The 18,357-nt window shown below is 65.0% G+C and carries 17 protein-coding genes and 2 pseudogenes; 13 read left to right on the top strand and 6 right to left on the bottom strand.

The window, feature by feature from the left end; genetic code table 11:
* Positions 1 to 79 precede the first annotated feature (79 nt).
* The 13 genes and pseudogenes from ubiE to AC25ND_RS15965 all read left to right on the top strand — a co-directional run bounded on the left by ubiE (position 80) and on the right by AC25ND_RS15965 (position 10,302).
* Positions 80 to 850, top strand: a complete 771-nt coding sequence (gene ubiE / locus AC25ND_RS15905) for a bifunctional demethylmenaquinone methyltransferase/2-methoxy-6-polyprenyl-1,4-benzoquinol methylase UbiE (RefSeq protein ID WP_028688370.1) — start codon at positions 80 to 82, stop codon at positions 848 to 850.
* Entirely contained in the window at positions 850 to 1,473 is a 624-nt protein-coding gene (locus AC25ND_RS15910; protein WP_182321849.1) for a ubiquinone biosynthesis accessory factor UbiJ, read from the top strand. The genes ubiE and AC25ND_RS15910 overlap by 1 nt, the downstream gene beginning before the upstream one ends.
* Entirely contained in the window at positions 1,470 to 3,083 is a 1,614-nt protein-coding gene (ubiB, locus tag AC25ND_RS15915) for a ubiquinone biosynthesis regulatory protein kinase UbiB (RefSeq protein WP_028688372.1), read from the top strand. Before AC25ND_RS15910 ends, ubiB begins: the two co-directional genes overlap by 4 nt.
* 73 nt (positions 3,084 to 3,156) lie before the next feature.
* The gene (gene hisI / locus AC25ND_RS15920; protein WP_011536069.1) at positions 3,157 to 3,549 is read left to right on the top strand and encodes a phosphoribosyl-AMP cyclohydrolase; all 393 of its coding nucleotides are present in this window, start codon (positions 3,157 to 3,159) and stop codon (positions 3,547 to 3,549) included.
* Between the two features lies 1 nt (position 3,550).
* The gene (locus AC25ND_RS15925) at positions 3,551 to 3,886 is read left to right on the top strand and encodes a phosphoribosyl-ATP diphosphatase (RefSeq protein ID WP_028688373.1); all 336 of its coding nucleotides are present in this window, start codon (positions 3,551 to 3,553) and stop codon (positions 3,884 to 3,886) included.
* A gap of 164 nt (positions 3,887 to 4,050) precedes the next feature.
* Entirely contained in the window at positions 4,051 to 4,323 is a 273-nt protein-coding gene (locus AC25ND_RS15930) for a twin-arginine translocase TatA/TatE family subunit (protein ID WP_028688374.1), read from the top strand.
* 3 nt (positions 4,324 to 4,326) lie between these two features.
* Positions 4,327 to 4,695, top strand: a complete 369-nt coding sequence (gene tatB / locus AC25ND_RS15935; RefSeq protein WP_028688375.1) for a Sec-independent protein translocase protein TatB — start codon at positions 4,327 to 4,329, stop codon at positions 4,693 to 4,695.
* On the top strand, positions 4,692 to 5,483 hold the full coding sequence (gene tatC, locus AC25ND_RS15940; protein ID WP_028688376.1) for a twin-arginine translocase subunit TatC: 792 nt from the start codon (positions 4,692 to 4,694) through the stop codon (positions 5,481 to 5,483). Before tatB ends, tatC begins: the two co-directional genes overlap by 4 nt.
* Complete coding sequence (locus tag AC25ND_RS15945) at positions 5,480 to 6,187, top strand: 16S rRNA (uracil(1498)-N(3))-methyltransferase (protein WP_028688377.1); 708 nt, start codon at positions 5,480 to 5,482, stop codon at positions 6,185 to 6,187. Before tatC ends, AC25ND_RS15945 begins: the two co-directional genes overlap by 4 nt.
* A 99-nt stretch (positions 6,188 to 6,286) precedes the next feature.
* Positions 6,287 to 7,348 (top strand): annotated as a pseudogene (locus AC25ND_RS15950) (methyl-accepting chemotaxis protein); the annotation flags it as partial.
* Positions 7,349 to 7,489: 141 nt separating this feature from the next.
* Positions 7,490 to 8,203: a methyl-accepting chemotaxis protein gene (locus AC25ND_RS15955; protein WP_410175749.1), complete on the top strand. Its 714-nt coding sequence runs from the start codon at positions 7,490 to 7,492 to the stop codon at positions 8,201 to 8,203.
* Between the two features lie 155 nt (positions 8,204 to 8,358).
* A pseudogene (locus AC25ND_RS15960) lies at positions 8,359 to 9,399 on the top strand (methyl-accepting chemotaxis protein); the annotation flags it as partial.
* Positions 9,400 to 9,597: 198 nt separating this feature from the next.
* The gene (locus tag AC25ND_RS15965) at positions 9,598 to 10,302 is read left to right on the top strand and encodes a methyl-accepting chemotaxis protein (RefSeq protein WP_373875684.1); all 705 of its coding nucleotides are present in this window, start codon (positions 9,598 to 9,600) and stop codon (positions 10,300 to 10,302) included.
* Here AC25ND_RS15965 and AC25ND_RS15970 read toward each other — a convergent pair.
* The 6 genes from AC25ND_RS15970 to AC25ND_RS15995 all read right to left on the bottom strand — a co-directional run bounded on the left by AC25ND_RS15970 (position 10,292) and on the right by AC25ND_RS15995 (position 18,357).
* On the bottom strand, positions 10,292 to 10,474 hold the full coding sequence (locus AC25ND_RS15970; RefSeq protein ID WP_486976430.1) for a hypothetical protein: 183 nt from the start codon (positions 10,472 to 10,474) through the stop codon (positions 10,292 to 10,294). The two genes, AC25ND_RS15965 and AC25ND_RS15970, sit on opposite strands and share 11 nt — an antisense overlap.
* 767 nt (positions 10,475 to 11,241) lie before the next feature.
* A complete protein-coding gene (locus AC25ND_RS15975; protein ID WP_028688380.1) occupies positions 11,242 to 11,976 on the bottom strand; it encodes an amino acid ABC transporter ATP-binding protein in 735 nt (244 codons plus the stop codon).
* Complete coding sequence (locus tag AC25ND_RS15980; RefSeq protein WP_028688381.1) at positions 11,969 to 12,931, bottom strand: amino acid ABC transporter permease; 963 nt, start codon at positions 12,929 to 12,931, stop codon at positions 11,969 to 11,971. The genes AC25ND_RS15975 and AC25ND_RS15980 overlap by 8 nt, the downstream gene beginning before the upstream one ends.
* Before the next feature lie 79 nt (positions 12,932 to 13,010).
* Entirely contained in the window at positions 13,011 to 13,808 is a 798-nt protein-coding gene (locus AC25ND_RS15985; RefSeq protein WP_028688382.1) for a transporter substrate-binding domain-containing protein, read from the bottom strand.
* A gap of 261 nt (positions 13,809 to 14,069) precedes the next feature.
* Positions 14,070 to 16,643, bottom strand: coding sequence for a glucans biosynthesis glucosyltransferase MdoH (gene mdoH, locus AC25ND_RS15990; protein ID WP_028688383.1), 2,574 nt, complete (start codon positions 16,641 to 16,643; stop codon positions 14,070 to 14,072).
* Positions 16,636 to 18,357 carry a glucan biosynthesis protein G gene (locus tag AC25ND_RS15995; RefSeq protein WP_081791504.1) on the bottom strand — a complete coding sequence of 574 codons (1,722 nt, stop codon included), beginning with the start codon at positions 18,355 to 18,357 and terminating at the stop codon, positions 16,636 to 16,638. Before AC25ND_RS15995 ends, mdoH begins: the two co-directional genes overlap by 8 nt.

Consider the following 18,357-nt stretch of genomic DNA (forward strand, 5'->3'; position numbering starts at 1 on the left):
CCTCTGCATGACACACCCCGCCAAGACAAATCCGCCCGCAGCCCCTAGAATGGCCGTAATTTTTTTCTGGTGAAGCGATATGACCGACCAGCGCAAAGGCGACCACGCCGAACCCACTACCCACTTCGGCTACCAGGACGTGCCCGAGAGCCAGAAGGCGAAGAAAGTCGCCGAAGTGTTCCACTCGGTGGCCGCCAAGTACGACCTGATGAACGACGTGCTGTCCGGCGGCATGCACCGCCTGTGGAAGCGCTTCACCATCGAGCTGTCCGGCGTGCGCAGCGGCAACCGGGTGCTGGACATCGCCGGTGGCACCGGCGACCTGGCCGCCAAGTTCTCGCGCCTGGTCGGCCCGACCGGCCAGGTGGTGCTGGCCGACATCAACGACTCGATGCTCAAGGTCGGCCGTGACCGCCTGCTCGACCGCGGCGTGGCCGGCAACATCGAGTTCGTCCAGGCCGACGCCGAGAAGCTGCCGTTCCCGGACAACCACTTCGACTGCGTGACCATCGCTTTCGGCCTGCGCAACGTGACCCACAAGGACGAAGCCATCCGTTCCATGCTGCGGGTGCTCAAGCCTGGTGGCCGCCTGTTGATCCTGGAGTTCTCCAAGCCGACCAACAAGTTGATGTCCAAGGCCTACGACGCCTATTCGTTCGCCTTCATGCCGCTGGCCGGCAAGCTGATCACCAACGACGCGGAAAGCTACCGCTACCTGGCCGAATCGATCCGCATGCACCCCGACCAGGAAACGCTCAAGAGCATGATGGTCGAGGCTGGCTTCGACCGCGTCACCTACCACAACATGACCAGCGGCATCGTCGCCGTGCACCGGGGGATCAAGCCCTGATGCTCCTGGCCGGCCTGCTCGCCAGCGCCGAGCACGGGCTCAACCGTGTCCTGCGCCTGGACAGCACCGCCCTCCCGCGCCTGGCGGCGCTGGAGGGCCGGGTGATCGAGATCGACTGCGTGCAGCCGGCCCTGAAGGTGTTCGTGCTGCCCGACGAGGAAGGCCTGATGCTCGCCGCCCACTGGGAGGGCGAGGTCGACTGCACCCTGCGTGCCCCCGCCGGGCGCCTGGCGCAGCTGGCCCTGGCCAAGGACAAGACCGCCGTACTGCACAGCCCCCAGGTCGAACTGCATGGCGACAGCGCCGTGCTGCTCGACCTGTTCGGCATCGTGCAAGACCTGGAGCTGGACTGGGAATACGAGCTGCAGCGCTGGCTGGGCCCGGTGCCCACCGCGCTGATCGCCGGCCACCTGCGCCTGCGCGCGCGCTGGACCCGCCAGGGTCTGGCCCGTTTCGGCGAGAACCTCTCCGAGTACCTGGCCGAGGAATCCCGCACCCTGGTCGGCAAACGCGAAGCCGAAGCGGCGTTCAGCGAGCTCGATGCGCTGAAAGTCGACATCGAACGTCTCGAGGCGCGCCTGCGCCGCCTCGCCCACACTCTTGATACCAGCGATAACGCATGAAGCTGCTCGCCGTCCGCCGTCTGTTGCGCATCCAGCGCGTCGTGATCCGCTACCGCCTCGATGACCTGCTGTTCGAACAGCCCCTGCTGCCCTGGTGGCTGGCCAGCCTGCGCCTGCTGATGCCCTGGCGCTGGCTGCCGCGCAAGCCCCTGGAGCTGAGCCGCGGCGCGCGCCTGCGCCTGGCGCTGCAGGACCTGGGGCCGATCTTCATCAAGTTCGGCCAGTTGCTCTCCACCCGCCGCGACCTGCTGCCCACCGACATCGCCGACGAGCTGATGCTGCTGCAGGACCGGGTACCGCCGTTCGACCCGCAGCACGCCGTGGCGCTGATCGAGGGACAGCTCGGGGCTAAGGTGGCCGAGGTGTTCAGCCGCTTCGACGTCGAGCCGCTGGCCTCGGCCTCGGTGGCCCAGGTCCACGCCGCGCGCCTCAAGAGCGGCGAGGAAGTGGTGGTCAAGGTGGTGCGCCCGGGCCTCAAGCCAGTCATCGCCCAGGACCTGGCTTGGCTGTTCCTGATCGCCAAGGCCGCCGAACGCGCCTCGGCCGATGCCCGTCGCCTGCACCCGGTGGAGATCGTCGGCGACTACGAGAAGACCATCTACGACGAGCTCGACCTGCTGCGCGAGGCGGCCAACGCCAGCCAGCTGCGGCGCAACTTCGAAGGCTCCGAGCTGATGTACGTGCCCCAGGTGTACTGGGACTTCTGCCGGCCCAAGGTGCTGGTGATGGAGCGGATCTACGGCGTACCGGTCACCGACATGGTCACGCTGGCGGACCAGCGCACCGACATGAAGATGCTCGCCGAGCGGGGTGTGGAAGTGTTCTTCACCCAGGTGTTCCGCGACAGCTTCTTCCACGCCGACATGCACCCGGGCAACATCTTCGTCAGCACGGTCAAGCCATGGAGCCCGCAGTACATCGCCATCGACTGCGGCATCGTCGGCAGCCTCACCGCCGAGGACCAGGACTACCTGGCCCGCAACCTGATCGCCTTCTTCAAGCGCGACTACCGCCGCGTGGCCCAGTTGCACATCGATTCGGGCTGGGTGCCGGCGCAGACCAAGGTCAACGAATTCGAGGCGGCGATCCGCACCGTGTGCGAGCCAATCTTCGAAAAGCCGTTGAAGGACATCTCCTTCGGCCAAGTGCTGATGCGCCTGTTCCAGACTGCCCGGCGCTTCAACATGGAAGTCCAGCCGCAGTTGGTGCTGCTGCAAAAGACCCTGCTGAATATCGAAGGCCTGGGCCGCCAGCTTTATCCCGACCTGGACCTGTGGAGCACCGCCAAGCCGTTCCTCGAACGCTGGATGCGCGAGCGCATGAGCCCGAAGGCGGTTATCGGCAACCTGTACAGCCAGGCCGAGCAGTTGCCGCACCTGGCCGACATGACCCGCGACCTGCTCGAGCGCCTGTCGCAACCGCACCTGCACGATGCGCAACTGCCCGAGCGACGCCGCGCCGGCGACAACTGGGCGCTGCGCCTGCTCGGTGCCGGCCTGCTCGGCGGCGGAGCGACGCTGGCCGCCGGCGCCGTCAGCCTCAGCGCCCCGGCCACCTGGCCGGCGTGGCTGATGCTGGCCGCGGGCCTGTACCTTATCGTGCGCCGATAGCCAGCCGCGCCGTCGGCTGGCACACTAGCGTACAGGGGCCCGGTACGGGAGCGGGCCTGGTTTGGAGTCGACGATGAAAGACTGGCTGGACGAGATCAAGTGGAACAGCGATGGCCTGGTGCCGGCGATCGCCCAGGACCACAAGACCGGGCGCGTGCTGATGATGGCCTGGATGAACCGTGAATCCCTCGCCCTGACCGCCGCCGAGCATCGCGCCATCTACTGGTCGCGCTCGCGGGGCAAGCTGTGGCGCAAGGGCGAAGAGTCGGGCCATGTGCAGAAACTGCATGAAATGCGCCTGGACTGCGACGCCGACGTGATCATCCTGATGGTCGAACAACTGGGCCATATCGCCTGCCATACCGGCCGCGAAAGCTGCTTCTACCGCGTCTTCGAGGACGGCCAGTGGAAAACCGTCGACCCGGTCCTGAAGGATCCGAACGCCATCTACAGCGCAGGACACTGACATGAGCGACACCCTGAACCGCCTCGCCGAGGTGCTGGAAGAACGCAAGCACGCGGCGCCGGACAGCAGCTACGTGGCCAGCCTGTATCACAAGGGCCTGAACAAGATCCTCGAGAAGCTCGGCGAAGAGTCCATCGAGACCATCATCGCCGCCAAGGATGCCGCCGTCAGCAAGGATTACAGCGATGTCATCTATGAAACCGCAGACCTGTGGTTTCATAGCCTGGTCATGCTCAGCGCGCTCGGCCAGCATCCGCAGGCGGTGCTCGACGAGCTGGAGCGTCGGTTCGGATTGTCCGGGCATGATGAGAAGGCTGCGCGTCAGCCGTCTGCCTGAAGATTGCCGGGGGCGCGTTGCGCCCCTTTCCGACCGGTCCGACGCCTCGGCAAGGCCGCTCCTACAGGGGGCCGCGTCGCCTGAACAATTCGCTGAACCCTGTGATGGGCTGCAAGGCAGCCCCAGGGCCCGATAGACCGACACACATTTTTCAGGAGTACGAAATGGGCATTTTTGACTGGAAACACTGGATCGTCCTGCTGGTCGTCGTGGTGCTGGTGTTTGGCACCAAGAAACTGAAGAACTTCGGCAGCGACCTGGGCGAATCGATCAAGGGCTTTCGCAAGGCCATGAACGAAGAAGAAACCAAGCCCGCCGAGCAGACCCCGCCGCCGGCCCAACCGGTTCCGCCGGTGCAGAACACCGCGCAGCAGGCCCAGGGCCACACCATCGAGGGCCAGGCCCAGCCGGTCCAAGAGCCACAGCGGAAAGACTGACCCATGTTCGGCATCAGTTTCAGCGAGCTGCTGCTCGTCGGCCTGGTCGCCCTGCTGGTGCTCGGTCCCGAGCGCCTGCCGGGGGCCGCGCGCACCGCGGGCCTGTGGATCGGCCGCCTCAAGCGCAGCTTCAACGCGATCAAGATGGAGGTCGAGCGCGAGATCGGCGCCGACGACATCCGCCGCCAGTTGCACAACGAGCACATCCTGCAGATGGAGCAGGAGGCCAAGCGCATCCTCAACCCGCTGACGCCACCGGCGCAGCCGCCGACCAGCGCTGAAACGCCCGCCACACCCGCCGTCGAAGCCGCCCCCGCGCAGCCGACCGCGACGCCACCCTCCGAGCCGCCCCAACCGCCACGAGCCCCATGAGCGAGAATCCGGAACATGACCAGCCGATGCCGCTGGTCTCGCACCTGACCGAACTGCGCACCCGCCTGCTGCGCTGCGTCGCCGCCATCTTCCTGATCTTCGCCGGGCTGTTCTCCTTCGCCCAGCAGATCTACACCCTGGTCTCGGCGCCGCTGCGCGCGCACCTGCCGGCCAACGCGACGATGATCGCCACCGACGTGGCCTCGCCGTTCCTGACGCCGTTCAAGCTGACCATGATCGTCTCGCTGTTCCTGGCGATCCCGTTCATCCTGCAGCAGATCTGGGGCTTCATCGCTCCGGGCCTGTACCGCCACGAAAAGCGCATCGCCATCCCGCTGCTGGTATCGAGCATTTTCCTGTTCTATGCCGGCATGGCCTTCGCCTACTTCCTGGTGTTCCCGCTGATCTTCGGCTTCTTCGCCAGCGCCACCCCCGAGGGCGTGTCGATGATGACCGACATTTCCAGCTACCTCGACTTCGTCATGACCCTGTTCTTCGCCTTCGGCGTCGCCTTCGAGATCCCGGTGGCGGTGGTACTGCTGGTGTGGATCGGCGTGGTCGACGTGCAGTACCTGAAGAAGATCCGCCCGTACGTGATCATCGGCTGCTTCGTGGTCGGCATGATCCTCACCCCGCCGGACATCTTCTCCCAGACCCTGCTGGCCGTGCCCATGTGGATGCTGTTCGAGGTCGGCGTGCTGTGCGGCAGCCTGATCCGCAAGCGCAGCCACGAGCCGGACGAAGCGAGCAACGACCACAACGACCAGCCGCCAGCGACCCAACCGTGAACCTGTTGCTTCTTGAAGAGGCCGACTTCGTGTCGGCCGACCGTGTCGTCCTGGCCGATCGCCGCTTCACCCACATGCAGGAGATCCACCGCGTGGCGGTGGGCGACAACCTGCGCGTCGGGCGCATCGGCGGCCTGATGGGCAAGGCCGAGGTCATCCGCCTCGAAGGCCATGAGGCCGAACTGCGGGTGGCCTTCGACCAGCCGCCGCCGGCCAAGCTGCCGCTGACCCTGGTGCTGGCCGTGCCGCGGCCAAAGATGTTGCGTCGGCTGTTCCAGACGGTCGCCACCCTGGGCGTGCCGCGGCTGATCCTGGTCAACAGCTACAAGGTCGAGAAGAGCTTCTGGCAGACGCCGTTTCTGCAGTCCGAGACCATCCGCGAAAACCTCATTCTCGGCCTGGAGCAAGCCCGTGACACGGTGCTGCCGGAAGTGATCATCGAGAAGCGCTTCAAGCCCTTCGTCGAAGACCGCCTGCCCGCCATCGCCGAAGGCTCCTTGGGCCTGGTCGGCCACCCCGGCCCCTACCCTGCCTGCCCGCGCGCCGTGGAAGGCCCGGTGACCCTGGCGATCGGCCCCGAAGGCGGCTGGATCCCCTACGAGGTCGAGCTGCTCGGCAAGGCCGGCCTGGCCCCGGTGCAGCTGGGCGATCGCATCCTGCGGGTGGAAACGGCGGTCACCGCCCTGCTCTCGCGAATTTTCTGACGCAATAGTCAAGTTTTTACCATCAAGTTTCCCCGCCCCGCGCCGATGGCCTGTGCAACAGAACAATAATCCGCACTGCCACGCGCCGGGGAGTCGTCTATGTACCGTTGGTTTGCCCAGTCACTGGGAAATGTAAGCGTCAATCGCAAGTTGGGGATCGGCTTCGGCCTGGTATTGCTGCTCACCCTCGGCATCACCTTCACCGGCTGGCTGGGCATCGACAGCGTCACCAGCCGTGGCGACAAGCTCGGCAACATCTCGGTGATCCACCAGTACACCCAGGACCTGCGCCTGGCCCGCCTGGGCTATGAGCGCAACCGAGACGACGCCGCCGTGGCGGAACTGGAAAAAGCCCTGGCCAACCTCGAGCGCCAGGTGCAGTTCATGCTCGGCCAGATCGAGCTACCCGCCGACCGCCAGCGCCTGGACAAGCAGCAGGACGCCGTGCGCCAGTACCAGCAGGCCTTCACCGAACTCAAGCAGGCCGGCCTGCGCCGCGAGGCCAGCCGCGCCACTTTGGGCGACAGCGCCGACAAGGCCGCCGAGCTGATCGCCAAGGTCCAGCAGCGCCTGCTGCAGGGCGGCGATATCCAGCAGTACCAGGAGGTGGTGCAGGTCGCCGCCCTGTTGCAGCAGGCACGCTTCCAGGTGCGCGGCTACACCTACAGCGGCAAGGCCGAGTTCCAGCAGACCGCGCTCGGCGCCATCGACCAGGCCATGACCGTACTCAAGGCCCTGCCAGGCAAGCTTCCGGGCGAATTCGCCGCCAGCCTCGACGACGCCGCGAGCGCACTGGCCGCCTACCGCGACGCGGTGAACCAGTTCGGCAACGCCCAGACGGCCAGTGAGCAGGCGCTGGCGCGCATGGCCGCGCAAGGCCAGGTGCTGCTGTCCGCCAGCCAGGAAATGACCGTCTCGCAAACCACCGTGCGCGACCAGGGCACCCAGCAGGCCAAGACCCTGCTGGCCGGCGCCACCGCCCTGGCGCTGCTGCTGGGGGTGCTGGCCGCCTTCGCCATCACCCGGCAGATCATCGTGCCGCTGCGCCAGACCCTCGCCGCCGCCGAGCGCGTGGCCGGCGGCGACCTGCGCCAGGACCTCAAGGCCGATCGGCGCGACGAACTGGGCCAGCTGCAGGCCAGCATGCAGCGCATGACCCAGGGCCTGCGTGAGCTCATCGGGGGCATTGGTGACGGCGTGACGCAGATCGCCAGCGCCGCCGAGGAACTGTCGGCGGTCACCGAGCAGACCAGCGCCGGGGTCAACAACCAGAAGGTCGAGACCGACCAGGTCGCCACTGCCATGAACGAGATGGCCGCCACCGTCCAGGAAGTGGCGCGCAACGCCGAGCAAGCCTCGGAAGCGGCGCTGATGGCCGACCAGCAGGCCCGCGAGGGTGACAAGGTGGTGGGCGAGGCGATCAGCCAGATCGAGCGCCTGGCCGGCGAGGTGGTCAACTCCAGCGAAGCGATGAGCCAGCTCAAGGCCGAGAGCGACAAGATCGGCAGCGTGCTGGATGTGATCAAGTCGGTGGCCCAGCAGACCAACCTGCTGGCGCTCAACGCCGCCATCGAGGCCGCCCGCGCTGGCGAAGCGGGCCGTGGCTTCGCCGTGGTCGCTGACGAGGTGCGCAGCCTGGCCCAGCGCACCCAGCAGTCCACCGAGGAGATCGAGGAACTGATCGCCAGCCTGCAGAACGGCACCGAGCGCGTGGCCAGCGTCATGGACAGCAGCCGCGCCCTGACCGACAGCAGCGTCGAGCTGACCCGCCGCGCTGGCGACTCGCTGGGCACCATCACCCGCACCGTGTCGTCGATCCAGTCGATGAACCAGCAGATCGCCACCGCCGCCGAACAGCAGAGCGCCGTGGCCGAAGAGATCAACCGCAGCGTGATGAACGTGCGCGACATCTCCGACCAGACCTCGGCAGCCAGCGAGGAGACCGCCAGCTCCAGCGTCGAGCTGGCCCGCCTGGGAACGCACCTGCAGGGCCTGGTGGGGCGTTTCAGGCTCTAATTCGCGGCTTGCGGGCTGTAGGTACTACCCTTCAGCCCTCAGAGAATTTTCCTACTCAATTTGCAGGTCCAGTCCGACGGACTTCCGGCCGATGAGCAAAGGCCATGGCGGCAATCTGCTGCCATGGCCTTTTCTCAATCGGACGGAGACCTGCCATGTTCGGATACCTTGACCGCCAACTCGGCAACCTCGGCGTCGGGCTCAAGCTCACCCTGGGTTTCGCCGTGGTGCTGCTGCTCACCCTGGCCACCACACTCAGCGGCTGGCGTGCGCTGGACGGCGCCATCGAGCGCTCGGAACAACTGAGCGACATCGGCCAACTCAACGATCTGACCCGTGACCTGCGCGCCGAGCGCATCACCTACCGGGTACTCGCCGACGACGTCAGCAGGACACGCATCGCGACCATCCTGGAACAGTTGCACGACCGCCTGACCCTGCTGCAGCAACGCAGCGGCCTCGATTCGTCGCGACAGATGCTGAGCCAGAAGCTGCAGTTGCTGCAGCGCCTGAAGGGCGACTTCGCCACCCTACAAGGTACCGTGGACAGCCGCGAAGGCTTGCATGCGGCGATGCAGGCGCAGTCTGGCGTGCTCGAAACCGTGATCGACGAACTGCAGACCCAAGCCCTGCTGAAGCTGTCGGGCGACGGCCCGCAGAGCAGCGTGGTCGGTCTCATGGACACTCTGGGCCGTCATATCGAGTCCGCCAGCCAGCAAAGCCTGGTGCCAGCCTATGCCTTCTCACCCCGGGACAGCTTTGCCAGCATGGGCGATGACGCGCTGCAGGCGGCGAATGCCAGCCTTGGCCAGTTGCTGCGGGCAATCACCCCGCTGGAACTGCCCGGCACATTGACCCAGCGCCCACAGGTGGAACTGGACCGCTACCGCGACGTCCTGCACCAATATCGCGAGGCCGCGCTCAAGGTCGAGCAGTTGCAGGACGGCATGGAGAAAATGGGTGACGAGCTGCAGGCCGTAAGCGGTGAACTGAGCGAGCGCAAAGTCGAGCAGCGCGACAACGAGGCCCTGGCCGACCGTTCGCTGCTGACCAGCGTGGCTGTGCTAGCACTGGTGTTCGGCATCCTCGCTGCCTGGCTGATCACCCGGCAGGTAACCCAGCCCCTGCGCCAGGTGCTGGCCCAGGCCGCGCGTATCGCCCGTGGCGACCTCAGCCAGGTACAGACGGTGCAGCGCCGCGACGAGATGGGGCAGCTGCAGGCCAGCATGCGCGAGATGACCTTGAGCCTGCGCGAGCTGCTCGGCGGCATCGACCAGGGTGTCGGCCAACTGTCCAGAGCCGCGACGGCGCTGGCCGGCGCCAGCGTGGACACCCGCGAGCGAATCGGCCAGCAGCGCGAGGAGACCGACCAGGTGGCCACGGCCATGAACCAGATGAGCGCCACGGTGCAGGAGGTCGCGCAAAATGCCGAGCAGGCCTCCCAGGCGGCCACCACCGCCGACCGCCAGGCACAGCTGGGTGATCAGGTGGTGGCCGAGGCGATTGCCCGCATCGAGCAGTTGGCGAGGCAGATGGACCACTGCCTCACGGCTATGGGTCACCTGGCCGGTGAAAGCCAGCGTATCGGTTCGATTCTCGATGTGATCAAGTCGGTGTCCGAGCAGACCAACCTGCTGGCGCTCAACGCCGCCATCGAGGCGGCCCGGGCCGGCGAGGCCGGGCGCGGTTTCGCCGTGGTGGCCGACGAGGTGCGCGGCCTGGCCCAGCGCACGCAGCAGTCGACCGAAGAGATCGAGCTGCTGATCGACAGCCTGCACCGCGGCACCGACGAGGTGACCGGCCTTCTGGACGACAGCAAGCGCCTGACCGGGCAAAGCGTCGAACTCAGCCGCAAGGCTGGCGCTGCGCTGGGGCAGATTACCGAGACGGTGTCGACGATCCAGGGGATGAACCAGCAGATTGCCACGGCCAGTGAGCAGCAGAGCGTGGTGGCCGAGCAGATCAACCGAAACGTGATCAATGTACGTGATGTTTCGGAACAGACGCGGGCGGCCAGTGAACAGACTGCGGTTTCGAGTGGGGAGTTGGAGCAGTTGGGGCAGCAGTTGCGGGGCATGGTGGGAAGGTTCAATCTCTAAGCCTTGCAGGCGCGCCCAGATCGCCAGGACCTGAAACCAGACCGACGGCTTTGGCTTTGGCTTTGGCTTTGGCTTTGGCTTTGGCTTTGGCTTTGGCTTTGGCTTTGGCTTTGGCTTTGGCTTTGGCTTTGGCTTTGGCTTTGGCGATCAGAAGATTAACACCACAGCCCACTAGCGACAGCTGCGTCAGCCCAGGCGCCGCCCGTACCTTCGCGACTTCAGGAGGCCGGAGTGAGGGGACCCGGAGCGCAGCGGAGGGCCGGATGAATGGAGCGCAGCGTTTTTTGGTTACTTTTGTCCGGCCGGCGCTCCGGGCGTTTGACAAAAAGTGACTCGCCGTAAGGGCGAAAAGGTGACTATGCGTCGATATCGTAAATGAATGCGCTTATAACAATAGAAACCGACGCCGACCGTCTTTAACTTTGACTTTGACTTTGAGAGAGTGTGTTTTGAAAGTTATATGCGCATTCATTTGCGATATCGACGCATAGTCACCTTTTCGCCTTTACGGCGACCTACTTTTGCTCTTGGGCAAAAGTAGGCAAAAACCGCTGGCTCCATTCATACGGCCCCTACGCTTCGCTCCGGGGTCCCCTCGCTCCGTTCTTGCTCCCGGGAGGACCGCGCTGAACGCCCCATCCTGGGGCGCAGCGCTTGACGGGCATCCATGCCCGTCACCTCCCTCCGCAAGAACTCCGCTCGGCCTCCTGAAGTCGCAATTGGCGGCGTCTGAACTATCGCGCACTTAGAAGCAAGATCAAGATCAAGATCAAGATCAAGATCAAGATCAAGATCAAGATCAAGATCAAGAAATGAGCATTCTTTGATTGGAAGGTGGTGGTATTTCGACAGTCAGGCCTCTCGCCAATATATAGCAAGAGGCCTGAACAGTTTTGATCACATACATTGCACCCACGGTTTACGCAGGTCTAAACACAATCACAAAACTTGCCGCAAGAACGCCTGGGCCCGCAAATCCTTCGGCGCGGCAAAGAATTCCTGCGGCGGCGAATCTTCCAGCAACTTCCCGTGGTCAAAGAACAACACCCGATCCGCCACTTCCCGGGCAAAGCCCATCTCGTGCGTCACGCAGACCATGGTCATGCCTTCCTGGGCAAGGGTCTTCATCACATCCAGCACCTCCCCGACCATTTCCGGATCAAGCGCCGAGGTCGGTTCGTCGAACAGCATCACCTTCGGGTCCATCGCCAGGGCCCGGGCGATGGCCACCCGCTGCTGCTGGCCACCGGAGAGCCGCGACGGGTACTCGTTGGCCTTCTGCGCGATACCGACCTTTTCCAGCAACGCCCGGGCCTTGGCCTCGCGCTCGGCCTTGTTGCGCTTGCGCACCACCTTCTGCGCCAGGCACAGGTTCTCCAGCACGGTCATGTGCGGGAACAGGTTGAAATGCTGGAACACCATGCCGACTTCTCGGCGATAGGCGTTGATATCGGTCTTCGGGTCGTCCAGCTGCAAACCGCCGATGGACACATGGCCCTCGTCGAAATGCTCCAGGCCGTTCAGGCAGCGCAGGAAGGTCGACTTGCCCGAGCCCGACGGCCCCAGCACCACCACCACCTCGCCCTTGGCGACCTGGGTGGTGACGTTGTCCACCGCGCGCACCACCTGGCCCCGGGTGTCGAAGACTTTCAGCAGGTCACGGACTTCAATCACTTTGCGCAAGCCTCCGCTCGAGCCGGCTGGCGATGTGCGACAGCGGCAGGTTGATCAGCAGGTACAGGCCCGCCACGCAGAACCAGATCTCGAAGGTCGAGAACGAGGTGGTGATGGCCTCGCGGCCGCTCTTGGTCAGCTCGGTGATGGCGATCACCGACACCAGCGAGGTGTCCTTGACCAGGCTGATGAACTGCCCGGCCAGCGGCGGCAGCACGCGCTTGAACGCCTGCGGCAGGATCACGTGACGCATCGACTGGGCGCCGTTCAGGCCCAGCGATCGCGCCGCCTCGTTCTGCCCCTTGGCGATCGACTGCACGCCGGCACGGACGATCTCGGCCACGTAGGCGCCGGTGAACAGCGCCAGCGCCGCCACCCCGGCGAACTCGCGGGACAGGTTGAGCACGGTACCGATGAAGAAGTAGAAGATGAAGATCTGCACCAGCAGCGGCGTGCCACGCACCAGCTCGACATAGACAGTGGAAAGATCACGCAAGGTCGGGTTGTTCGACAGCCGGCACAGCCCGGCGAACAGGCCGATCACCAGGCCCAGGGCGCCGGAGATCACCGAGATCCACAGCGTCGTCCACAGACCCCAGGCCAAGGGGCCGGCGGCCCAGTGGCGGGTGACGCCGATGGCATCGCCCTCGGCGACGTCGTCGCCGCGGGCCAGCAGCATGCTGTCCTTGGCCACTTCGACGACCTGGTTGTCGCCGTTCTCGTCCTTCAGGGTGACCCGGGCATTGTCGCCGGACACCACGATTTCCTCGACCGTGCCGGGGTTGGTGGCACGCTGGGTTTCCTCGGCCTTGTAGGCGAAGTATTGCGGAACGCGGTTCCAGCGCCACTCATAGGAAATCATCGAGGTGGCCAGGTACAGGCTGAACGCCAGGCCCACCAGGACCAGCGCGGTCAGCCCATGCCAGGGCCACTGTGCTTTCTTGTGTTTGATCACGTGGGGTACTTCCGTAAAAGCGAAACGCGCAGGGCTTGCCTGCGCGTCGAGGTCAGTGCCTGGGGTTTTGGCCCGGGCCTTATTCCATTTCCTTCAGCCAGTCCTTGCTCTTGAACCACTTGTCGTGAATACGATCGTAGGTCCCGTCATGCTTGATCTGGTGTAGGAAGTTGTTGATGTAGTTGATGCTGTCGTAGTCGCCTTTCTTCAGGCCGAAGGCCAGCGGCTCGTAGGTGAAGGGCTCTTCCAGGAACACCAGCTTGCCGGCGCCGGCCTTCTCCACCGCCACCACGTTGTAGGGCGAGTCGTAGACGAAGGCGTCGGCCTTGCCGTTGACCACGTCCATCACCCCTTCCTGCTCGTTATCGTAGCCGTGGTACTTGGCCTTGCTGATCAGCTTCTTCGCGACCATCTCGCCGGTGGTGCCAAGCTTGGAAGTGAGGCGGTACTTCTCGTTGTTCAGGTCCTTGTACGACTTGATCTCGCCCGCCAGCTCCTTGCGGATCAGCAGGGTCTGGCCAACCACGATGAAGGGTTCACTGAAGTTCAGGCGCAGGTTGCGTTCCTGGGTCAGGGTCATGCCGCTGCCGATGAAGTCGAACTTGTCGGTCATCAGGGCCGGGATGATGCCGTCGTAGGCGGTGGAAACCATCTCCAGCTTGACGCCCATGGACTTGGCCATGGCCTTGAGGATGTCGACCTCGAAGCCGATGATCTCACCGCGCTTGTTGGTCATTTCGAACGGCATGTAGGTCGGGTCCATGCCCACGCGCAGGGTGCCACGCTTGACCGCGTCGTCGATGGCGCCGGCCTGGGCGGCGGTCACCGCGATCAGGGCGGTCGCACCTACCAGCAGTCGCGACAGGTATTTCTTAATCATCACCAAGTCCCCTAGCAAGAAGTACGCAGATTTTTTCTTGTAAGCACGGTCCGACAGACCGATGCGCAATATCGGGACGGATGCTAACGCATGCGCGGCGCAGGACCTAGAGCCGGGGGGGACTTTGTTGGCCAAAAGATGGCGAAGAACGAGGGCTTTGCCCTCGTATCGTCGCAAGCCGGCTCTCACAAGGATAGTGTTGCACCTGTGGGAGCCGGCTTGCCGGCGAACGGGCCGCGAAGCGGCCCCAAGGAAGGGTCAGGCGCCGGCCAAGGCTGGCTGGGCCACGTTCTCCGGATGCAGCGGCAGCAGCGGCGAGTGCGGATCGTTGGCGATGGACGCCCGCCACACATCGATCCACGCCGTGTTGTGCCCGGCCCACACCTGCTCGTGCAGACGCGATAGCGCCACCGGATCGCTGAGCAGCGCCAGGCGGGTGTTCAGGTCCAGGCCTTTCGGGCCGACTTCCAGTGCCTTGCCCACGCGCTCGGCGCGCAGCGCCTCGATCGGAGCCGCCTGGCCGTGACGCGCAGTGGCCATGGCACAGGCCAGGGCGTTCTGGCGCGGGTCGACCACGGCACGGACGAAACCGTCATGCAGGGCGTGCCAGCGGTTCTCGTGGGTGTACTGGTCGGTCGCCAGCAGCTCTTGCGGCGTTGCATATTCCTCGGGGATGAGGAACAGCTTCTCGTCCTTGGCCGCCAGGCCCAGGCGCGTGCGGCTGGAAATTACCGACACCGGGATCGACAGCACCAGCGAGCCGACGATCGGCGCCAGCCACCACAGGAAGCTCGGGTTCAGCCAGGCCACCAGGCCAGCCCAGGCGATGCCCAGCAGGGTCTGCGGACCATGGCGACGTACCGCCTCGCTCCACGGAGTCGAGTCGTCGTCACGCTGCGGCGAGTTCCAGGTCGCGGCCCAGCCGAGGAACGCGGCCAGCACGAAGCGGGTGTGGAAGATCATCCGCACCGGCGCCAGCAGCATGGAGAACAGCATCTCCATCAGCATCGACAGGGTGACCTTGATGCGCCCGCCAAATTCGGTGGCGCCTTTGGCCCAGATCAGGATGACGCTGAGCAGCTTGGGCAGGAACAGCAGCACGATGGTGGTGGAGAACAGCGCGATGGCTTTCTCCGGGTGCCACTGCGGCCACAGCGGGTAAAGCTGGAACGGCTCGATGAAGTACTGCGGCTCCATCAGGGTGTTGGTCGCCAGCAGCGCCGTCGACAGCACCAGGAACAGGAACCACAGCGGCGCCGACAGGTACGACATCACCCCGGTGAGGAACACCGCGCGGTGCACCGGGTGCATGCCCTTGACCAGGAACAGGCGGAAGTTCATCAGGTTGCCGTGGCACCAGCGGCGGTCGCGCTTGAGTTCGTCGAGCAGGTTCGGCGGCAGCTCTTCGTAGCTGCCCGGCAGGTCGTAGGCGATCCACACGCCCCAACCGGCACGGCGCATCAGCGCGGCTTCGACGAAGTCGTGGGAGAGGATCGCACCAGCAAACGCACCTTTGCCCGGCAACGGCGCCAGGGCGCAGTGCTCGATGAACGGCTTCATGCGGATGATCGCGTTGTGGCCCCAATAGTGCGATTCGCCCAGCTGCCAGAAGTGCAGGCCGGCGGTGAACAGCGGGCCGTACACGCGGGTGGCGAACTGCTGCATGCGCGCATACAGGGTGTCCATGCCCGAGGCTTTCGGCCCGGTCTGGATGATACCGGCGTCCGGGTTGGCCTCCATCAGGCGCACCAGGCTGCTCAGGCACTCGCCACTCATGACGCTGTCGGCGTCGAGCACGACCATGTACTTGTATTCGCCGCCCCAGCGACGGCAGAAGTCGTCGAGGTTGCCGCTCTTGCGCTTCACCCGGCGCCGGCGGCGGCGGTAGAAGATGCGGCCGAAGCCCTTGGTTTCACGGCACACGTCGAGCCAGGCCTGCTGCTCGGCGACGGCGATATCGGTGTCGTTGGTGTCGCTGAGCACGAAGAAATCGAAGCGGTCGAGGTTGCCGCTGGCGGCCACCGATTCGAAGGTGGCGCGCAGGCCGGCGAACACCCGTGGCACGTCTTCGTTGCAGATCGGCATCACCAGCGCGGTGCGCGCCTCGGGCGCGATCGGCTCGTTGCCGGCGCTGCTGCCGGAAATCTTGTACTTGTCACGCCCGGTGAGCAGCTCGAGGAAGCCCATCAGGGCGGTCCAGAAGCCCGCCGACACCCAGCAGAACAGGATGCCGAACAGGACCAGGATGGAGGTCTGCAGCGCATACGGCCACACCTGCACCACCGTGTCCCACAACGGCTGGTTGAGGATCTCGTCGAGATCGACGAACGACCAGCCCTGGTAAGGCAGGATGCCCTTCATGTACCAGCCGGCGACGAGGGTCTGGCCGATCATCAGGGTCAGCAGGATGTAACGGCGGATCGAACCGACCGTGCGCCAGCGCGCCGGCGGCAGCTCGCGCTTGGGCGGCTGCGGGGCGTTGGTGCGGCCGGTCATGCGGCGCCACATGCGGATCAGGATGTTGGTGCGCCAAGGCTCGGGCACGACCTTGGTGCGCTTGATCGGCGGGGCGATCTTCAGGCACAGCCGCCCACCGGCATCGACGCCGAGCATCTCGGCGTCTTCCAGTTCGGCGGCGCTGCCGACGGTAAGACGGGCGCCCACCGAAGCCTGGGCGGCCTCGGTGGTGCCGGCGGCCGGTTGGGCCGCCAGGTGTTGGTGCAGCTCGCTGAAGGAGGTGCAGCGGGCAAGTTCCGCACGCTGCTCGTCGCTCAGGGGAAGGTGGGCCAGGTATTCGCTCAGCGATTCCGGCCTTGCGCTTGAGTTACTCATCGGCAGGCAACTGATAGCTCCAGGTCTCGGTCAGCACTTTCTCGGTGGTGGCCGGAGTCCCGTTGGTGGATGCCGCATCGGCGGCGGGTTGCTCGGCAGCCTTCTCGGCCTTGGCGTGAGCGTGCTTGGCCGCGGCCTTGTCCTGCTTGGCATCCTTGGCCGGCTTGGGCTGCTCGACCGGAACGTCACGCAGCAGCGCGGCGCGCATCTCGGTGGATTTCTTCGGATCCTGCACCTTCAGGCGCAGGGTCAGGCGCCAGCCTTTGGTTTCCGGGTTGTAACGCAGGTTGTTCTCGACCACTTCGGCGTTGTCGCCAACGCTGACCTGACTGCGCACGGCGGTGTCGGCCGGCAGGCTGGCAAGGTTCGGGCCGATGAAGTCGACCAGGAAGGCGATGGTGCCATCGGGCTGACGGATCAGGTTGGACTGCTTGACGTCGCCGGTGGAACGCAAGGTCTGCTTGACCCAGCCCAGCTCAGGCGAGTGCAGCTGGTCTTCCTTGATGGTCCAGCGCAGGCGGTAGTCGTACTCGAACGGCTTGCCTACCTCCGGCAGTTTTTCCGGACTCCAGAAGGCCACGATGTTGTCGTTGGTCTCGTCGGCGGTCGGGATCTCGACCAGGTCGACAGTGCCCTTGCCCCAGTCACCCTTCGGCTCGATCCAGGCGCTCGGGCGCTTCTCGTATTCGTCGTCGAGGTCTTCGTAGTCGCTGAAGTCGCGCTGGCGCTGCAGCAGGCCGAAACCACGCGGGTTCTCGACACTGAAGTTGCTCACGGCCAAGTGTTTGGGGTTGTTCAGCGGACGCCACAGCCATTCGCCGTTGCCGGCGTGAATCGACAGGCCTTCGGAATCGTGCAGGGCCGGACGGTAGTTCATGACCTTGGACGGCTGGTTGGGGCCGAACAGGTACATGCTGGTCAGCGGGGCGATGCCCAGGCGGCTGACGTTGTCACGCAGGTAGACCCGCGACTTGACGTCGACCAGGGTATCCTCGCCCGGACGCAGGGTCAGCTTGTAGGCGCCGGTGGAGCGCGGCGAGTCGAGCAGTGCGTAGATCACCAGGTGCTTGTCATTCGGCTTGGGTTTTTCGATCCAGAACTCGCGAAAGCGCGGGAACTCCTCGCCGGACGGCAGCGCGGTGTCGATGGCCAGGCCACGGGCCGACAGGCCGTAGCGGTGGCCCTTGCCGACCACGCGGAAATAGCTGGCGCCAAGCAGAGTCATGATCTCATCTTGCTTGTCGGCCTTGTTGATCGGGTAGAGCACGCGGAAACCGGCGTAGCCGAGGTTCTTGGTGGCGTCGGCGTCGTGCGGCACGTCACCGAACTCGAAGCGGCTCGGGTCGTACTTGATTTCCCTGACCTTGTTGGCGGTGATCTCGTTGATGGTCACCGGCGTGTCGAAATGCATGCCCTGGTGGTAGAACGAGAGCTTGAACGGCGTCTTGTCCTTGGCCCACTCGGCCTTTTCCTGCAGGAAGCGGATCTTCTGGTAGTCGGCGTACTTCATGTCGCGGAACACCGGCGGCAGGTTGCTCTTCGGTGCCTCGAACTTCTGACCGGCCAGATCCTTTGCCTTGGCTGCAACATCGTCCAGATTGAATGCCCACAGCTGGCCCGCGCTCATCAGGCCGACCAGCGCCACGCCGGCCAGCATGGCCTTGCGCAGCCGGGTACCGGGGATTCTAGGTGCAATACAGGGGCTTACAATCAC

This window comes from Pseudomonas sp. P110(2024), assembly GCF_057480795.1.